This window comes from Fontivita pretiosa (genome assembly GCF_050410795.1).
GTDB classification, from domain to species: Bacteria; Planctomycetota; Phycisphaerae; order Tepidisphaerales; family Tepidisphaeraceae; genus Fontivita; species Fontivita pretiosa.
Map to the genome: position 1 here is coordinate 699,913 of NZ_CP191258.1, position 18,846 is coordinate 718,758.

Consider the following 18,846-nt stretch of genomic DNA (forward strand, 5'->3'; position numbering starts at 1 on the left):
TGGGACCTACAAGCTCAGCACAGGCGCGGGGAATCCAAGACCTGCCTGCGGCGGATGGCGGCAAGGAGCGCCGGCGGGCTGATTGTCGGTATGGCGATGCTGTTGTCGAAGTGAATCAGGAAGTGACCGCCCTGCCGTCGGGCATCGGCCTGATCGACATCATCGCGGCGGATCCGCGGATTCGAGATTTCGCGTCTGTAGTTACGGCGGGCTTGCGTCGGCGGTAGTCGGGCTTTGCACCAGGACGCGCTGCCCGCCGGCCAGACGCTGATGCCCGGCGACGATCACCTTCGCGTTCGGATCATCCAGACCTGCTCGCAGCGCCACGTAGTCGTGTTCCTGTGGGCCCAGCTCAACGACGTGCTCGACGGCTTGGCTGTCCGGGCCGACGGTGAAGACACGATCCACGCCCGCGAAGGAGATCACCGCCCGCCGGGGCACGAAGATGACGTTCGCATCCTGGCCGGTGATGACGGTTCCCCGCGCGAACGCCCCGGGGCGCAGCAGCCGCTGCGGGTTGGGGACGTTGGCCTCGATCTCGAAGGAGCGACTGCTGACGTTGATGGCGGGATTGATCCGCGCGACCTGGCCCTGAAAGGTTTGCGGGTAGCTTTCCACACGAACGTGCACGGGTTGCCCGAGCTTCAGCTCCGCCAGGAAGCGTTCGGGCACCGCCGCGCGAAAACGGATCGGGTCATCGGCGACCAAGTCGAACATCGCCTCGCCCTCGCGCACGTAGGCGCCGATGGCCGCGCGACGCTGTGCGACCGCCCAGGGGACGACCAGGCCGGGCTGTGTTGAAGCAGTGGAAGAAGGAGTACTGTTGGAGTGATGTGCCGGCGCCGTCGGCGCGCGGACCATCGTATCCGCCAGTCGCTGCTGCGCCGCCGCCAACTCGCTCTGCCGCGAGCGCGCCAGCGCCAATTGCGATCGCGCTTCCAGCTCGGCCACAGCGTGATCGCGCTGCGCCACCTCGTAGGCGGTCTCCAGATCCGCGTAGTCCTGCTCACTGATCAGCGGCGGCTTGGCCTGGAAAAGCACGCGGGCGCGTTCGAGCCTGGCGCGGGCGTTGGCGGCCTGGAACTTGGCCCGCTCGACGGTGGCGACCGTGGCGACATCGAACTCGCTGTCGGGAAGTTCCGAGAGTCCGAGTTTGGCCAGCGCCTCTTTCAGCTCCATCTGTTTCTGCTCGACGGCCAGCTCGTAGTCGGTGGGATCGATCTGGGCCAGCGGCTGCGCGGGCGCGACGCGGTCACCGACATCAACGAATATGTCGCGGACGCGTCCGGGGACCTTGGCGCCAAGGGTAACATGCTCGTCGCCCCAGAGCGTACCGACGACCTCGACGATGCGTTCCAGCGGCCCGACACGCACCGGCGCAACCTGCACGGCGATCGGATCACTCTGCGCCGCGGAGGGTTGCTGTGCCCGCGCCTGCCCGCGACCCTCGCGATCGCCGCAGCCGCTCAGCGCCGGCGACAGGGTGATCAAGAGTAACAGGACGATGTTGGTTGGTGATTTCATGAAGCTCGGGCGTTGACCGTACCGTCGCTGTCTCTACAATCCAATACTGACGGGTCGGTTTTGGCGTTGATGGTAAACGGGAGGATTCTTCCCGGCAAGGCCAACGGTGAATTGCGTTGCCAGTATCACAGAGCGTCCCGCGCGTATCGGATCGAACGGGATTGCAGGAGACTTGGGTAGCTGCGTTTCCTGACCGCATTGACATCTGGCACGACCGGGAGGTCATGCCACAAGGAGCCTGCCCGCGCGACCGGGACGGTCGTGACGCAAGCGCGGCATCGAGTTCCAGCCCATGCAACGGCCGGATGAGGCAAAACGAGCGGCGATCATGGACGCGGCGGCGGAGCTGTTCGCGACGCGGCCGTTCCACGAGGTCCGCCTGGACGATATCGCCGAAGCAGCGCGCGTCGGCAAGGGCACCCTCTACATCTATTTCAAGAGCAAGGATGATCTGTACGGCTCGCTGATTCTCGAGGGCTTCAACCGTCTGGTCGAACGCCTCAAGACGCGATGCGACAGCGCCGGCACGCAGGAAAGCGCCTGGGAGACGCTGTCGTTGATCGTTCGCGAGCTGGTCATCTGGGCCAAGCGCTCGCCGTATTTCTTTCAGCTCATCCGGCCCGGGCAGCAGACCCCGTTTCCCGAACTCTACGAGAAGAAGCGCCGCGAGCTGGTGAAGCTGATCGAGGCGACGATCGTGCGGGGCGTGCGCGCCGGGGAGCTCAACGATCCGCGTCCGGACCTGACGGCACAGTTCATCCCTGCCTGTGTTCGCGGCACGCTGCGCTTCATCACCGGCGATGTGGGAGCCGAAACGCTGACGAATCACATTCTGCGCGTCATCGGCACGGGGATTCTCAGCAGGAGGACGCCGCCGGCATGAACAGCGCGATGCAGACAAGCTGCCGGGCGACGATCATCGCGATAGCACTGTCGCTGTCGGTGCTGGCGGTTGCGGGATGCCGTGTCGATCAGCAGAGGGAAGTTGCAACGTATCGGAAGATCCTTGATCTGGCGCCAACAACCGGGCAATCACCGGCCACTGCATTGAGTCTGCGCGACGCTTTGCTGCTGGCCAACCGCAACAACGAGAACCTGTCGATCGCGGGCGAGTCGTACCTGCGGGCGCTGATTGCGCGCAAGCGCACCGTCGCCAACTTCGTGCCGACCGTCGATCTGGTCGGGAGCTACTCCCGGCGAGATCCGGTCTCGAGCGATTCGAGCAGTGGCGGCGGCTCGCCGCAGAACAGCACGTTTGATCTGTCCGCGGAGCTGGATTGGAACCTGTTCGATGGCTTGCGTGACATCAACCGCTACTGGCGCGACACGTTTCTGATCGAGCAGCAGCGCCACAGCCTGCTGGCGTTTCAGGAATCGCTGCTGCTGGACGTGGCGAGAATCTACTACCAGGTGATGAGGTCGGAAGCATCGGTCAGGGTTCTGGAGAACTCGCTTCAGCTTCAGGAGGAGCGGCTGCGGGATGCGCGCGGGCGGCTGGAGGCGGGCGTGGCGCCGCCTCTGGATGTGGCTCAGACCGAAGCTCAGGTTTCGCAGACGCGCACGATGCTGATCAATGCCCGGCGGGATGTGCAGCGTGCGCGAGATCTGCTGGTGCTGCTGAGCGGCGCGGAGGTATCGTCGGCGGCGCTGTCGGATGGGTTTGAGCTGCCCGCATCGCGCCCGTTGCTGGATGGCTGGCTTCAGACCGCGCGGGCCAATCGCCACGATCTGCTGGCCGCCAGCGCGGCCATCGACGCTGCGCGGCGAGAGGTCGAAGTCGCCTTCGGACAGTACTATCCGTCGGTGTCGCTGAATCTGGGCGCGTTTCTATATCGCGAGTCAGTGCCCACGGAGCGCGACTGGGATGCGTTGCTGACGGCGAACCTGCCGATCTTCTCCGCCGGTCGCATCCACGCCGACGTGCGCCAAGCCTGGAGCTTTTATCGCGAAGCCCTGCTGGTTGGCGCCCGTCTGGAGCGCGAGGTGACGCAGCAGGTTCAGCAGGCGTATCACGACCTGACATCCAGCGATGCGCGGCTGGCGGAGCTGCGGGTTCGGTTGGCGGCGGCGGAAATGGCGTTCCAGCAGGCTGAAGGCTCGTATCGCGTCGGACGCGCAACCAACCTGGATCGCGTCGCAGCTCAGGACGCGTTGCTGGATGCACAGCTCCAAATCGCCAGCGAGGCATTTGACCGAAAGGTGAATTATCTGTTTCTGCTCCAGGCATCGGGCGTATTGCGCGAGCAGATTGAAGCAGGATTTGTGACTGCGACGACACAGCCGGCGGCAAGGTAGACTATCACGAGCCGACAGCGTTGGCTGCCGGTCCGTTCAACGATTGAGATGCGGAAGTTCATCAACACCTTCATCGATCGCCCGGTCTTCGCCAGCATGGTGATTCTGTCGCTGGTGGTGGTTGGTGCCGCGGCACTGACAGGTCTGGGGATCGATCGCCTGCCTTCGGTGGACCTGCCGACGGTTTCGATTCGCACGAGCCTGCCCGGCGCCTCGCCGGAAGAAGTCGAGACCGAGCTGATCGAACCGATCGAAGAGGCGGTGAACACGGTGGCGGGGATCGATGAGCTGCGAGCGATTGCAGGCAACGGCAGCGCGGTGGTGATCGTGACCTTCGACCTGAAACGCGACATCGACGTGGCCGCCCAGGACGTGCGCGACAAGGTCTCGACGGTAATCCGCGATCTGCCCGACGACGCCGATCCTCCGACGGTAAGCAAGTTCGATAACGACTCGCGTCCCGTGATGACGCTGGCGTTGTCGGGGGACCGGACGCTGCGCGAGCTGACGGAGATCGCCGACAAGCTTGTCAAGGAACAGCTCGAGCGATCCAGGGGCGTGGGAGAAGTGGAGCTGGTGGGCGAGGCCGAGCGGACGATCAACATCGACGTGGATGCGGATCGTCTGGCGGCATACGGGCTGCCGATCACGGCGATCCGCGACGCGGTGGCCCGGCAGAACGCGGAAGTCCCCGGCGGCAATGTCACCGGCCCGCAGCGCGAACAGACGCTGCGAACACTCGGACGGCTGAGCAGCGCCCGTGAGTTTGCTGAGATGGTGATCAGCTATGTCAATGGCGCGCCTGTTCGCCTGCGCGATGTTGCAAGGGTTGAAGACGGCATCGCCGAGCGACGGTCCATCTCGCGTCTGAACGGCAGGCCCACGGTTACGCTCAACGTTCGCCGGCAAAGCGGCGCCAACACCATCGAAGTGATCGAATCGGTCAAGGCCAACGCCGAGCGAGTCCGCGCCCAGCTCCCTGCGGGCATCGAGCTTCAGGTGATCCAGGACCAGTCGCGATACATTTACACAGCACTGCACGAGATCAACGTGCACCTGGTGATGGGGTCGATCCTGGCGTGCCTGGTGGTGTTCGCGTTCACGCGTTCCTGGCGGAGCACGATCATCGCAGGCGTGGCAATTCCGGCATCGGTGATCAGCACGTTCGCGATGATGTGGGCGCTGGATTTCACGCTGAACAGCGTGACGATGCTGGCGCTGGTGCTGATGGTGGGCATCGTCATCGACGACGCCATCGTCGTGCTGGAGAACATTTTCCGCTTCGTCGAGGAAAAGAAGATGACCCCGATCGAGGCGGCGCGAAAGGGCACGGGGGAGATCGCGCTGGCGGTGCTGGCCACGACGCTGTCGCTGGCGGTGATCTTCGTGCCCGTCTCGTTCATGAGCTCGATCAGCGGGCGGTTTCTCTACCAGTTCGGAATCACCGCCGCCGTCGCGGTCATGGTCAGCCTCCTGGTCAGCTTTGTGCTCACGCCAACGCTCTCGGCGCGGGTGCTGGGGCGCGAAGCCGAAAAGGCCGCCAAATCCCACCACGGCGCCGGCAGCCGCGGCGGGTTCTATCGCTGGCTGGACCTGGCCTACACCGCCATGCTCCGCGCCGTGATGAAATACCGCTTCGTGACCGCGATCTTTGCGGTTCTGGTGATGGCGTCCAGTGTTCCGCTGTTCCATCACGTGCAGCAGGGATACCTGCCGCAGGGACAGGACGAGGCCGAGTTCCGCCTGGACCTGGAAGGCCCGCAGGGCATGAGCCTGAACGCGATCGATCAGGTGGTGCGGTCGGTGGAGCAGGATCTGGCGAAGATCCCGCAGATCCGGACGGTGCTGGCCACAGCCGGAGGTGGATTCATCGGGGGAGTCAACAGCGCCGAGTTCTACATCGGCATCGCGCCGCATCACGAGCGCTACTGGACGTTTTCGCGGTTGATCAAGGGGCTGCTTCGTGGCGATCCGGGCGAGGCCTTCCGCGACAACTACACCCAGACCGACGTGATGAACAGGATCCGCCGCGAGCTGGGTCCCAAATACGCCGCACGCGGGATCTCCGTGCGCGTGCGAAACTACCCGAGCTTCAACATCGGCGGGGGAAACTTTGATATCGACTTTTCGATCTCCGGGCCCGATCTTCAGAAACTGGCCGAATACTCACAGGAGCTGGCGCGTCGTGCTGAGAGACTCGGGGGGATCATCAACATCGACACGACGCTGGAGCTGGACAAGCCGGAGCTGCGCGTGGCGATCGACCGCGAGCGCGCTGCCGACCTGGGCATCTCCAGCCGCGACATCGGCACGGCGCTGCGGTTGATGATTGGCGGCGATCAGGAAATCAGCCGCTTCCGCGATCCGCAGTCGAACGAGAACTATGACGTTCGCCTGCGACTGGCCGAGCGGTATCGCGATGATCCGGCCCACATTCCCAACATCCTGCTGGCCGGCGAGGGCGGAAAGCTCGTGGAGTTGAGCAACATCGCGTCGGTGCAGCGGGCGGTCACCGCGGCAAGGATCGACCGCATCGACCGCGGACGGGATTCGCGCCTGCGCGCCACCGTCGCGCCGGGCTACGCGCTGGCCGACCGCACCGCGGCACTGCTGGCTGAGGCACAGGCGATGGGCATGGAACCCGGCTACGTCGTCTCCGTCCGCGGGCAGGGACGCGAATTCCAGCGAACCTACCGCGAGTTCGTCTTCGCCTTCGTGCTCTCGGTCGTGTTCATGTACATGATCCTGGCCAGCCAGTACGAGCACCTGGTGCATCCGATCACGATCCTGCTGTCGTTGCCGCTGGCGGTGCCCTTTGCGCTGCTGTCGCTGTGGCTGGCGGGCGAACAGCTCAACCTCTACTCGGCATTGGGGATTCTGGTGCTGTTCGGAGTGGTCAAGAAGAACTCGATCCTTCAGATCGACCACATGAACCAGCTCCGCGCCGCCGGATACAGCCGCTACGACGCGGTGATCCAGGGGTGTCGCGACCGGCTTCGTCCGATTCTGATGACCACGCTGTGCCTGGTGGCGGGCATGCTGCCGCTGTGGATGGGCACCGGCCCGGGCGCCGAGGAACGCCGCGCCGTGGCGGTCGTGGTCATCGGCGGGCAGAGCCTGTCGCTGCTGCTGACGCTGCTGGTGACCCCCGTTGCCTACACACTGCTGGACGATCTGGGGCTGGTGATTCTGCGACGTCGCCTGCGACGTCACGGGCGACCATTCGAGCATCCGGCCGACGTTGCAGCCCGTCCGACGGAAACTTCGGCAGCGGTGCTGTCGAAGTAACCCAGGAATGTGCGGTTCGTTTGCACGACCAGTCTCGCCGCGGCGCCCCGACCAACTCGCGCCGCATTTTCCCGGCAACCTGCATGGGTTCACTGATCAGCAGTGATGTAGACTGACCAGCCTCGCCGAATGCATCCCCCGCATGCGCTTTCGGCGACGCATAACTCCACTTAGAATCACCCGAGATGAAGCAGGGATCTCGTTTGGCCATCCTCCCGGTTTGCGCGCTCGTTGTCATACTCAGCACTGGCTGCAACGTTTCTGGCCCAAAGCACCCCTCGAGACAGACATTCGATGTCACCAGTTTCGGTGCCGTGGCGGACGGCAGAACGCTAAGCACCGGCGCGTTTCGCCGGGCGATCGAGGCGTGCGCGAGCGAGGGCGGCGGAACTGTGCGTGTGCCAGCGGGATGGTACCTCACCGGGCCGATCGACCTGGTCAGTAACATGACGCTGCACCTGGACGAGGGCGCGGTGATCATGTTCAGCGATGATCCCGAGGAGTATCCGCCGGTCGAAACACGATGGGAAGGGATCATGCGCCAGGCTCGCCGGCCACTTTTGTGGGCCAACGGATGCACGAACGTGGCGATCACGGGATCGGGGATCATCGATGGTCAGGGCGCGCGGTGGTGGGAATCGATCCAGCGGATGCGACGCCAGCGGCAGAGTAGCCCCGCCACGCCGCCGCCAACACCGGATGACGCGCTGCGGCGTCGCCCGCCGCTTGCGCAGTTCCGCGACTGCCGGCGCGTGCGGATCGAGGGGGTGACGTTCCAGAACTCTCCGTTCTGGACGCTGCACCTGCTGTTCAGCGACGACATCGTGGTGCGCAATTGCAGGTTCCTGGCGCCGGAGGATGCGCCCAACACCGATGCGATGGATATCGACTCCTGCCGTCGGGTGCTGGTTGAAGACTGCCATGCCGACGTCGGGGATGACGCCTTCACGCTCAAGAGCGGCCGCGACGAGGATGGCCGGCGCGTCGCCCGCCCCACCGAGCGCGTTACCATCCGCGGATGCACGGTGAAGCGCGCCCATGGCGGAGTGGTGATCGGCTCGGAGATGTCCGGCGACGTACGGAACATCCGCTTTGAGAACTGCGATTTTGAGGGGACCGACACTGGGGTGCGGATCAAGACGATGCGTGGCCGCGGCGGCGTGGTCGAGAACGTCCGCGTGAACAACATCCGGATGAAGGACGTGATCAACAGCTTCCACATTACGATGCGCTATCGGTTCACCGAGCCGGAGCCTGTCTCGCAGCGCACGCCGAGGGTCCGTGACATCCGCATCCGCAACATCATCGCGCGCGACTCGCGGCGCGCCGGAGTGATTGATGGCCTGGAGGAGCGGCCGATCGAGGATGTTGCGTTTGAGAACCTGGACATCACCGCCGCCGAGCCGTTGACGATCTCGGACGCCCGCTCGATCCGCCTGCGACGTGTGCGGATCGCCGCCGATGCGCTGCCGGCCTTGAAGACGTGGCGAGTGGGCGATGTGAAGCTACAAAGCTGGTGTGAATCGCTGCGAGCGGCGGGGACGCAGCCGGCGGCGTCTGGCGGCGGCGCAGCGCAGCACTGAACAGGCCGGAAAAGACTCCCGACCCCTTTTCTGTAAGATTCGCTGATAAAACAGGTTATGGGCGGGATTTTTCTTATATAACCAGCGCCGCTGCTGTTACAATGCCTGCATGTCGCACCGCAGGAGCCGCACCGCTGCCATCGAACCGCTGGAGCACCGCCGTCTGCTTGCTGTCACCCCCGTCGGCTCTCAGCCGCTGGGAGCGCTGAGTGGCAAGATCATCTACACCGTCGGCGGGCACGGGTACACCGCCGCCAATAGCACCAACGGGCTGTGGTCCACGCAGCGGCCATTCCTCAACTCCATGGTCGAGGATTTCGGCAATCAGGATCAGTTCACGCAGTTCGTGTACTACGCCTGGAATGCCGGCGCGACAATCGTGCCCTTGCGTCCGGTGGGGTATCAGCCCAATGAGGTGGTGCTGGACAACACCTCGCCGGGCGTGACGTTCAGCGGGGGCTGGGCCGAGGGCGGCGCCACCGGCCCGGGGACGACGGTCACCTTCTTCAGCCTCTCCGGCCCGAACGTGGCGTCGCGCTATCGCTTCGCCAACGCCTCGCCAACCGAAACCGCCGTCGCGCGATACACGCCGAACCTGCCGCAGGCCGGGTTCTATCCCGTCTACGCATGGACCCCCGATGGCGGCAACCGCCTGACCGATCAGACCTACCGCATCGTGCACACCGGCGGGGCAACCGAAGTCAAGGTGAACCACCAGCGCGTCGGCCGGGGATGGGTCTATCTGGGCACCTATTACTTCAACGCCGGCAGCGGCGGGTATGTCGAGATCAGCAACAAGACCTCCGGCTCGGGCAGCGTCGCCGTGGCCGATGCCATCCGTTTTGGCAACGGCATGGGCGATATCGACCGCGGCGGCGGGGTCTCCGGGCACACTCGCGAGGACGAGGCGGCGCTGTACTGGATCCAGAAGCAGGCCGAGAACACGTATGTTTCCGTCAATCAAAGCCCCTTCGCCCCGGTGGATCCGAGCGTTTACCGAGGCAGCAATTCCACCGATGCCAATGCCAATGTCGGCGCCCCGCCGCGGTGGGCCGCCTACATGAACCGCGCCGAGTCCGGTCCGGCAACCGATCGGCTGTTTCTCAGCTTCCACTCCAACGCAGGCGGCGGACGCGGAACCGTCGGGCTGTACAACGGCAACAATGACCCGGCCACCAGAACCCCCCACCAGTACGAATGGGCGCTATACGTGGCCAGGGAAGTCAACAACGACCTGGTGGCGCTCAGCCCGCAACTGGAGTTTGCCTGGTTCAATCGCAGCAGCGACGCCAGCCTCACCTTTGACGCCAGCATCGAGTATGGCGAGATCAACAACACGATCATCAACGACGAGTTCGATGCCACCATCGTGGAGGTGGCTTTTCACGATGATGCAACCGATGCGGCACTGCTGCGAGATCCGAAGGTGCGGATGTGGGTAGGTCGCGCCGCCGTGCAGGCTGCGGTCAGGTATTTCAATCAGTTCGCGGGAACCACGCTGAACTTCGCGCCCGATGCTCCGGACAATGTTCGCGCCATCACCGCCTCGGATGGCAGCGGCGACGTGACCGTCCGCTGGACACCTCCCGTCGCCTCCGGACCAACCGGAGACCCGGCCACGGGGTATCTGATCCAGGTTTCCGAGGATGGCTATGGATTTGACGGCGGGGTCGTCGTGGCCGGCGGATCTACCACCAGCTACACAATCCCCGGCGGCCTGCTGGGCAGCGGCGCGCACTACTTCCGCGTGCTGGCGACCAATGCTGGCGGCGCCTCGCCGCCGTCGGCCGTCGTGGGCGCCATGCGCAACCCCTTCGGCAGAGCGTCGATCCTCGTGGTCAATGGTTTCGATCGTCTGGATCGCACGCTCAATCCCACACAGACCGCCGCCGTCAGCGCGGGAGGCTCGCCGGTCACCTTCGAGCGCGTCCGCCCACGCTTCAGCAACAGCTTCGATTACGTGGTGCAGGCCGGGCAGGCCATCGAGTCTTACGACCTGCCGCTGGGGTTCGACTCCTGCGATAACCAGGCGATCATCAGCGGGGAAGTGAGCCTGGGTGATTACGCGGCGGTGGTGTGGCTCAGCGGCGAGGAATCAACCGCCAACGACACCTTCAACGCGACTGAGCAATCCGCCGTCGCCGCCTACGTGAGCAACGGCGGGCGCCTGTTCGTCAGCGGCGCCGAGATCGGATGGGATCTGGTCGCCCAGAGCGGCGGAACCTCGTTCTACACCAACACTCTCAAAGCCTCGTATCTGGGCGATGATGCCGGTACCTACAGCGCCAGCGGCGTGGCCGGCTCCATCTTCCAGGGTATCTCCCTCAGCTTCGACAGCCGGGCGTTTTTGTACGATGTGGAGTTTCCCGATCGGCTTGGCGTGGCGGGCGGATCGACGCTGGCCCTGCGCTATGTGGGCGGCACGGCAGACGGAGCAGCCATTCAGTGGTCCGGCGCCGGCACGGCCAGAGTGGTCAACATGGGTTTCCCCTTCGAGACGATCACCACCGCCGCCAACCGCGACGCCGTCATGCACGCCGTGCTCGACTTTTTCAATCTCACGATCGCGATCCCGGCGCCGGCCACGCCGGACCTGCTGGCATCCAGCGACACAGGCCTGAGCTTCAGTGACGACCTGACTCGCCTGAACAACGCCACGCCCGGCAGCGTGCTGCAATTCAGCGTCGGCAACACGATTGCGGGACTGACCGTTTCGCTGTTCGCCGACGGCGTGCTGATCGGCTCGGCAGTTGCCAACGGGTCGAGTACCACGATCACCACCAACGGCAGCTTGCCGCTGATCGATGGCGTGCGCGCGATCACGGCGCGTCAGGAACTGGCGGGCAATCCACCTTCGGCTTTCTCCCAACCGCTGGCAGTGACGATCGACACCGCGCCGCCGTCGGCTGTGTCGGCGATGTTTCAATTCCAGACCGACCACGGGCTGCGGTTTGCGTTCGACAGCAGTGTTGGCGTGATGAGCGCATCGGACCTGTCGCTGGTGAATCTGACGACAATGCAGACGATTCCCACGGCCGCCATCGCCATGACCGCCGAGAGCGCCTCGGCGATGCGTTTCACGTTTCCCGGTCTGCCGGCGGGCATCCTGGGCGATGGCAACTACCGCGCCCGCATCGCCGCGGCGGACCTGACGGACCTGGCGGGCAACCCCTTGGCCGCCGACGCCGTGCTCGAGTTTTTCGTGCTTGGCGGCGATGCCAACCGCGACCGCGCGGTCAATCAACTCGATCTGGAGATCCTCACGATGAACTGGCAGCAGTCGCCGGCCACGTTCAGCCAGGGAGATTTCAGCTACGACGGTCGGGTTGATTCGCGGGATCTGCTGATTCTGGCTGGGAACTGGCAGAAGGTCTTGTCGGCGCCCGCCGCCGCATCGGGGCGGCGTGCGCGTCGAGCGCAGGATCTGGAGCTGCGGGCGATCCTGGCACCGGAACTCGGCTGAGCCTGCGGCGATGGCGCGGTTGGGCACTGGGCAGCGCCGGTCGGGTTGCAGTCGGGTTGACCAATTCTGCCGGATTTGTGTTGCATTGCGGATTGGTGAAGGTTATCGTTTACCTGTTGTGAAAGCGTCGCGGGCGCTGCCCGCGTTCATGTCCAACGGCCATTCGCCAGTGGAGTCTGGCGTATTTGGTGGAGGGAGAAATGCGACCCATCTTTCGCACGGCAGCGCTGGCTGCCGCACTGTTTGGCATTTCCCAAGCGGCGTCAGCACAATCGGTTACGTTCGACTTCGAGGACGGCACCGACCAGGGCTTCGGGCACAAGTTCGGCAGCGGCGATGCCTCGGAAACCTTCCCGGTAGTCAGCATCGGCGGGAGCATGCGCATGGCCGTGCTGCGCGACGGCGACTTCCAGGAAGCCGAACGCATCGCCGGCGCGGACGGCTCGCCATTTTATCTGGCGATGAAAGCAGCCGCGGCAGATGAAGCCAACTACTTCATCAGCTACGACTACTACATCGACACCTCCGCCTTCGGATCCGGCGCGGGAACCTTCCTGCAACTGGGAACCTACGTCAACACCGGCAGCGGCTACTACGCCCAGGACTTCCCCGGTGCTGGCAAGGATGTGGAGCTCAGCGGCACCGATCTGGCCAGCGGCGGCGTCTTCTCCGGAACCGTCACCGAGAGCTTCGCCGCCAAAGGCTATGACATGCCCGCCGCGGACACGTTCTTCCGGCTGGGGTTGATCATCAATGGCGACGGCGCGAATCAGGTGGTGCATTTCGACAACATTCGCGTGTTCCCCGAGCCGGCGTCGCTGGCGCTGGTGAGCCTCGCGGTGCTGCCGATACTCCGCCGTCGGCGCAGTCGCAGCGCGTAGCCGTCGCCCCAGTGCTGACGTGCCACAATCCGCCCGGATCGGTCGCACCTGCCCCGGCTTGCGGTAGGGCAATCGCATCCCTACCATCTTGCCGGTGACTATGCGGTTGCCTCGTCTGGTTGCACTGTTGCTGCCGATGGTTTGTCTGCTGCCGGCCGGCGGGGAACTGGTGCGCGCTCAGAGCCTGTTCGACCCCGCGCGTCATATGCGGGTGGCCGAGGTCAAATCCGGCATGAAGGGGTATGGCCTGACCGTCTTCCAGGGCACGCAGATCGAGCGATTCGACGTCGAAGTCATCGAGGTTCTGCACAACTTCAATCCCAAGTATGACGTGATCCTCATCCGCTGCCTGGGCGATCGCCTGAAGCACACCGGTGCGATCGCCGGCATGAGCGGGTCTCCGATCTATCTGATCGACTCCAGCGGTCGTGAGCGGCTGGCCGGGGCGTTCGCCTATGGCTGGTCGCTGATGAAGGATCCGCTGGCCGGAGTGCAGCCGATCGAGTACATGCTGGAGGTTGGCTCGACGCTGCGTCCGGAACCGGCGGCGACACAGCAGTCCGGGCCGTTCCGGGCAGAATCGGGCCAGCCCTCGCGGCAAACCAGCGGCGCGGCGCCGCTGTGCAGGTATGACCCGCTTAACCCGCCGCTGAAACTTGCCGGTTTTGGCGGTGCGGGGCACGGCAACACCGCCGCGTCGGCATTGACCGGCGGGCAGGTCGTCCCACAGCTTCAGCCGCTGGCCACTCCGCTGATGACCGCCGGGCTTTCCCCAAGGCTGATGGAACAGTTCGCGCCGCTGTTTGGGCAGTTTGGGCTGGTGCCGTTGCAGGCTGGCGGCGGGATCAGCGGTGGATCCAACGCCCCGGGCACGCAACCCGCCGCCGAACTCGTCCCCGGCGCGGTTCTGGCCGCCCCGCTGCTCACTGGCGACGTCGAGCTGACAGCCATCGGCACGTGCACCGACGTGATTGGCGAGCGGGTCTTCGGGTTCGGGCATCCGTTCAACAACGAAGGTCCAATCACGCTGCCGATGGGCTCAGGCAAAATCAACGCCGTGATCACCAGCATCGCCCAAAGCTTCAAGTTGGGCGCGATGACGGCGCTTCGGGGAACCCTGATCGCCGATCAGGCGGTCGGTGTTGCCGGGCGACTCGGTAAAAGCCCGGCAACCATCCCGATCGATCTGCGGGTAGTCTACGCCGACGGCACGATGGATGTGTCATACCACTTCGACTGCGCCGCCCACCCGCGTCTGACACCGCTGCTCAGCGGCGTCGCCATCGCCGCAACGCTTGCCGGACGACGCGACCTGCCGCAGTACCACACCGTCGACTACGACCTGCGGCTGGAATTCGCCAACGACCAGGTCGTCGAAGTGAAGAATGTCGCGGTGAACTCGGCGGCGGCGATGATCTTCTTCGGCGTCACCGGGCCTGTCGTCTTCGCCTGCGAAAACCCCTTCGAGAGAGTCATGCTTCGCAAGCTCACCGGAACCATCCGCGTTACGCCCGAAGCACACCAGGCCGACATCCTTTCCGTCATGCTGCCCAAAAAGCGGTACCGTCCGGGTGAAGTGGTCAAGGGGTTCGTGCGATACCGTCCGTTTCGGGCCGGCGAAGCGATTCTCCCGATCGAGTTGCCGCTTCCGCATGATCTGCGTGACGGAACTTACCAGCTCAGCGTAGCCGATCAGCAGACGTACCTGCAGCAGGAGCAGATGACCCGCCCGTTCCGATTCACTGCCGAAAGCATCGACGATGTTTTCGCGGTTCTCAAAGACGTCAGCTCCGTGCGTCAGGATGCTCTGTACGTGCGGCTGCTGCGGCAGGCGGACGGCGTGGCCGTCGGACGCGCCGCCATGCCTCTGCTGCCCGGGTCGCGACGTCAGGTCCTGCTCGATGCCGGACGCAGCAATGTCACCCCCTTCGTCAGCTCCGTCGTGAAGGTGATCCCGACGCAGACGGTGATGAACGGGTCGGCGGATTTCGAGATTACCATCGAGGCTGAACAGAAGGTTGAGGTCGGCGGCCAGCCCAAGGCGTCGCCCGCGAAGCCGGAGAAGCCCGAGTCGCCCGCGCCGGCGGAAAACAGGCCCAGGCAGCCCTCCAAGCCCGCCGCCGAGGCGGGTGAAGACGCGACGCAGTGATCCAGATTCGAGCTACAAGGCGGCCTGGTCGTTCGATGCCCTTGAGTGCACCTGGAGATGTCATGCGATCGGTTGCGACCTTAATCACGGTGTTGACATACCTGCTGCTGGCCGGCCCGGCGTGGGCGGTGAAGACCTCGTATTGGACACATACGACCGAGTCGGACTTCAAGCAGGGCAGTTTCGACCGGGTGGTGGCAACCAACCTGGGGGATTTGAAGCTGTCGCGCGAGGTCAAGTCGCTGCTGGGGCAGGATGCGCGAGTCAGCGCGGTTTACGCGCTGGCCCAGGCGCCGGACGGCACCGTCTACGCCGGCACCGGGCCGGAGGGGATTCTGCTGGCCATTAAAGACGACAAAGTCACCACCATCGCCGACCTGGGCCAATCGGTTCACATCTTCAGCCTGCTGGTCGAGCCGGATGGAGCGCTGTTGATTGGCACTGGTGGAGAAAACGGCCAGGTGCTGCGCCTTGCCAGGCCCGGAAGCAAAAACGAGCCGGCCTGCATCTTCTCCAGCGACGATGTGCAGTACGTCTGGGCCATGGCGCGTGTGTCGGACGGAAGCATCTATCTGGCGACGGGCCCGAACGGGCTGCTGTTTCGAATCAATCCGGATGGCTCGCACAAGGTTCTGTTCGACAGCGATGAAAACAACCTGTTGTGCCTGCTGTGGGACGGGGCTGACACGCTGTACGTGGGGACCGATCCCAACGGGCTGGTGTATCGAGTCAATCGCAGCACGGGGCAGGCGTTTGTGCTGTACGATGCGCCCGAGAGCGAGATCAGCGCGCTGGCGCGTGATGCGGGAGGGAATCTTTACGTTGCAACGGCCCAGTCCATAGCAGCCGAGGCTGCTGAAAGTGAAGGGGTGGCCGAGCAGCGCGGTCGCCCGGAGCGCGAGAGCCGCGCGGCGCCGATTCCCTCGGAGCGTCCGCCTGCGCCCAAGCCGCCGGAAGTGCCCGGCCCGGCGCCGGGCGAGCCTCTGCCCATTCCCAAGGACACCATCAGCAAGCCGATGTCGCTGCTGATCCTGACGGCAGAGGATGCGCCTGCCACCGAATCGCTGGAAACCGGCCCCACTACCGGCGAAGCACCCTTCGGCATGGGCGAAGAAGGACCGGGCGCGAAGGTCGTCACGCCCCCACCACAGCAGGAAGTGCCTGCCAACGGCAACGCGATCTACCGCATCGACTCCGATGGCTTTGTGACCGAGATCTTCCGTCAGCCGGTGGTCGTGTTTTCCATGATCGAGCAAAACGGCACACTGCTGGTCGGCACCGGAAACGACGGCAACATCTATCAGGTCAATCCTGTCGCCGAAGAGACGCTCGTGTTGGCCAGGGTCGATCCCAGGCAGGTCATGTGCCTGCTGCCGGTGAAGGATGGTCGGGTCTTCATGGGGATGGCCAACACCGGCGAGGTGGCGGCGTTGGGCTCCGGGTATGCGGCACGGGGCACCTACACCAGTCCGGTGCTGGATGCGACACAGATCAGCCGCTTCGGCAAGATGCACTTGCGGGGCACGTTGCCTCAGGGAGCGGGGCTGACAATCGCCACGCGTTGCGGCAACGTCGAAGAGTCCAGCGATCCGGGCTGGTCGCCGTGGTCCGAACCGATCACCGCCGCCGAGTTCGTGCAGATCCCCTCGCCACCGGCCCGATTCCTTCAGTATCGCCTGACACTCAGCAGCACCGACGGCGGCCGCGACACACCGGTTGTCGAGGAGGTGAGCGTCGCTTATCAGGTGCCCAATCTGGCGCCGCAGATCAAGTCGGTCAGGGTCGAACCGCCCGGCGGGGCTGAAGCGACACCACATCATCCCGACGAGAGCGAAGATGTTGCGGCCAACAGCAGGCTCACGATCACCTGGGAAGCCACCGACCCAAACGAGGATGTGCTGGAATACCGGCTGTATTTCCGGCAGGGCAACCGCGGCCCATGGATTCTGCTGAAGGACAAGCTCAAGGACCCGACGTACGAATGGGAAACGCGCACGGTGGGCGACGGGCGCTATGAGATCAAGGTCGAGGCGTCGGATGCATCGGCCAATCCTGTCGGACAGGGCCGCAGCTCATCGCGCATCAGCGATCCGGTGATCGTGGACAACACGCCGCCGCTGATCGGCGACGCGAACATCGTGGCCAGCGGCGCCGACGCCAAACTCAGCCTGAAGGTTGTGGACCGCAGCACCACCGTGGCCAGGCTGGAGTACGCCTTGGATGGCTCCAGCGACTGGCAGACGGTGTTGCCTTCGGATAACATCGCTGACGCGCCGGAGGAGCGTTACGAGTTCACGGTGAAGGGTCTTTCGGCCGGGGCGCACCAGATTGCCATTCGCGCCACCGACGCCCGGGGCAATCGCGCCTACGAGGCGTTGAGTGTCACGATCGACCGGCAGCCGTAACTCGCCCGCGGCAGGAGTTGCGTTTTCCCAGAGCCGATTGGAATCTGTTTGACGGGAGGAATCAGACGCGATGCATTATCCACACAAGACCAGCAAGGTGAAACGGGCCCGCAAAATCGGTTTTCGCGTCCGTATGCGAACGAAAAAGGGCCGGCAGATGATCAACCGCAAGCGCCGCGCGGGGCGCAGAGTGCAGGTGGTCTGAAACCGGGGTTGAAGGATGAACCGCGCTTCATCCTTCTGCATTCATTCATCAAAGCAGCCCCGCCACTCGATCCAGCGCCGCCAGCATCGGCTTGATGTATTCACGCCCGAACAGGTTCACATGATGAACCAGCGGGTAGAGCTGATAGACAGGTTTTCGCACGCGGTGATAGCCGTCGTCCAGACGGTTTCCCGGCTGTTGATACGCCTTCAGGAATGCGTGATTACAGGTGTTGAACAAGTCGATGTAGGCGATCTCGGCCTCGGCGTGGGCGTACTTGCAGTTGGGGTCCAGCACGGCGCAGATCCGCCACCTGCCGGAGGCATCTGGCCGGGCCAGCAGGTTGGTTGACCAAACATCCCAATGGACCAGCCGCGGCGAGTCGCCGTGGGCAATCAGCCGATCCAGCTTCTCGTGAACCTTCTGGATCTGTTTGCGCGCCCTGGGGGGAAGATCCGGGTTCTTCTGCACCTCGTGAACGATCGGATCGTACAGGTGACGGTAAAACTCCGGCCAGTTGGAGTAGGTCCTGACATCCTCCCCAGGCAGCACGCGCTGGTATGCCCCGGCCGTTTGGGCGTGGATCGTCCGCAGGATCTCGGCCAGATGCTGCTGGAGCTGATCGAACTGCTCAGCCGAGCACTGCCGCCGAGCCTCGCTCAGATCGACTCCTTCAATGTATTCCATGAGGATCAGGCTGTGCGGGTCGTCCAGCGAGCCGATCTCAAGCTGATACACCTGCGGCGTGGGGATGCCCAGCGAGCGGAGCAGGTTGAGCTGATACACTTCGCGCTCGTAATCGCGATTGACCCGGTGCGGCGAAATCTTGAGCACCACTCGCTGGCCGTCACTCAGCGTCAGGCACAGCGTGGTGTTGATCATGCCCCCCACAAGCGGCTTGACCTCTGCAAGCTCCGCCGATGTGCCCGCCCATTCCTGCACGATCCGGCGGAGCAGTTGCCATGAGATGTCTGATTCGTGAAACGACATCGGCTCCGTACCAGCATTTTCTCCCCCGCGGCCATCGATTTCAACGCTGATTCTACGGCTTTG

Annotated in this window: 11 protein-coding genes; 9 read left to right on the forward strand and 2 right to left on the reverse strand. The window is 64.3% G+C overall.

The annotated features are described in order from the left end of the window. Positions 1-201 precede the first annotated feature (201 nt). A complete protein-coding gene (locus ACQS5P_RS02740) occupies positions 202-1,524 on the reverse strand; it encodes an efflux RND transporter periplasmic adaptor subunit (protein WP_428939371.1) in 1,323 nt (440 codons plus the stop codon). Positions 1,525-1,816: 292 nt separating this feature from the next. Here ACQS5P_RS02740 and ACQS5P_RS02745 point away from each other — a divergent pair, with 292 nt between their 5' ends. From ACQS5P_RS02745 to rpmH, 9 genes are all read left to right on the forward strand, one after another. Further along, positions 1,817-2,407: a TetR/AcrR family transcriptional regulator gene (locus ACQS5P_RS02745; RefSeq protein WP_428939372.1), complete on the forward strand. Its 591-nt coding sequence runs from the start codon at positions 1,817-1,819 to the stop codon at positions 2,405-2,407. Further along, complete coding sequence (locus ACQS5P_RS02750) at positions 2,404-3,819, forward strand: TolC family protein (protein ID WP_428939373.1); 1,416 nt, start codon at positions 2,404-2,406, stop codon at positions 3,817-3,819. The genes ACQS5P_RS02745 and ACQS5P_RS02750 overlap by 4 nt, the downstream gene beginning before the upstream one ends. A gap of 48 nt (positions 3,820-3,867) precedes the next feature. Then, on the forward strand, positions 3,868-7,107 hold the full coding sequence (locus ACQS5P_RS02755; RefSeq protein WP_428939374.1) for an efflux RND transporter permease subunit: 3,240 nt from the start codon (positions 3,868-3,870) through the stop codon (positions 7,105-7,107). 398 nt (positions 7,108-7,505) lie between these two features. Further along, the gene (locus tag ACQS5P_RS02760; RefSeq protein ID WP_428939375.1) at positions 7,506-8,690 is read left to right on the forward strand and encodes a glycoside hydrolase family 28 protein; all 1,185 of its coding nucleotides are present in this window, start codon (positions 7,506-7,508) and stop codon (positions 8,688-8,690) included. Between the two features lie 109 nt (positions 8,691-8,799). Beyond that, positions 8,800-12,153, forward strand: coding sequence for a fibronectin type III domain-containing protein (locus ACQS5P_RS02765; protein ID WP_428939376.1), 3,354 nt, complete (start codon positions 8,800-8,802; stop codon positions 12,151-12,153). Positions 12,154-12,353: 200 nt separating this feature from the next. Further along, positions 12,354-13,034 (forward strand): hypothetical protein, encoded by a 681-nt coding sequence (locus tag ACQS5P_RS02770; protein WP_428939377.1) that lies wholly within the window; start codon positions 12,354-12,356, stop codon positions 13,032-13,034. Positions 13,035-13,134: 100 nt separating this feature from the next. Beyond that, positions 13,135-15,183 (forward strand): hypothetical protein, encoded by a 2,049-nt coding sequence (locus tag ACQS5P_RS02775; RefSeq protein WP_428939378.1) that lies wholly within the window; start codon positions 13,135-13,137, stop codon positions 15,181-15,183. A gap of 62 nt (positions 15,184-15,245) precedes the next feature. After that, the gene (locus ACQS5P_RS02780) at positions 15,246-17,588 is read left to right on the forward strand and encodes a hypothetical protein (RefSeq protein ID WP_428939379.1); all 2,343 of its coding nucleotides are present in this window, start codon (positions 15,246-15,248) and stop codon (positions 17,586-17,588) included. Between the two features lie 70 nt (positions 17,589-17,658). Then, positions 17,659-17,793, forward strand: a complete 135-nt coding sequence (gene rpmH, locus ACQS5P_RS02785; RefSeq protein WP_428939380.1) for a 50S ribosomal protein L34 — start codon at positions 17,659-17,661, stop codon at positions 17,791-17,793. 48 nt (positions 17,794-17,841) lie between these two features. Here the strand turns inward: rpmH and ACQS5P_RS02790 are convergent, their stop codons facing one another. Beyond that, positions 17,842-18,783: a fructosamine kinase family protein gene (locus ACQS5P_RS02790; RefSeq protein WP_428939381.1), complete on the reverse strand. Its 942-nt coding sequence runs from the start codon at positions 18,781-18,783 to the stop codon at positions 17,842-17,844. Between the last annotated feature and the right edge of the window lie 63 nt (positions 18,784-18,846).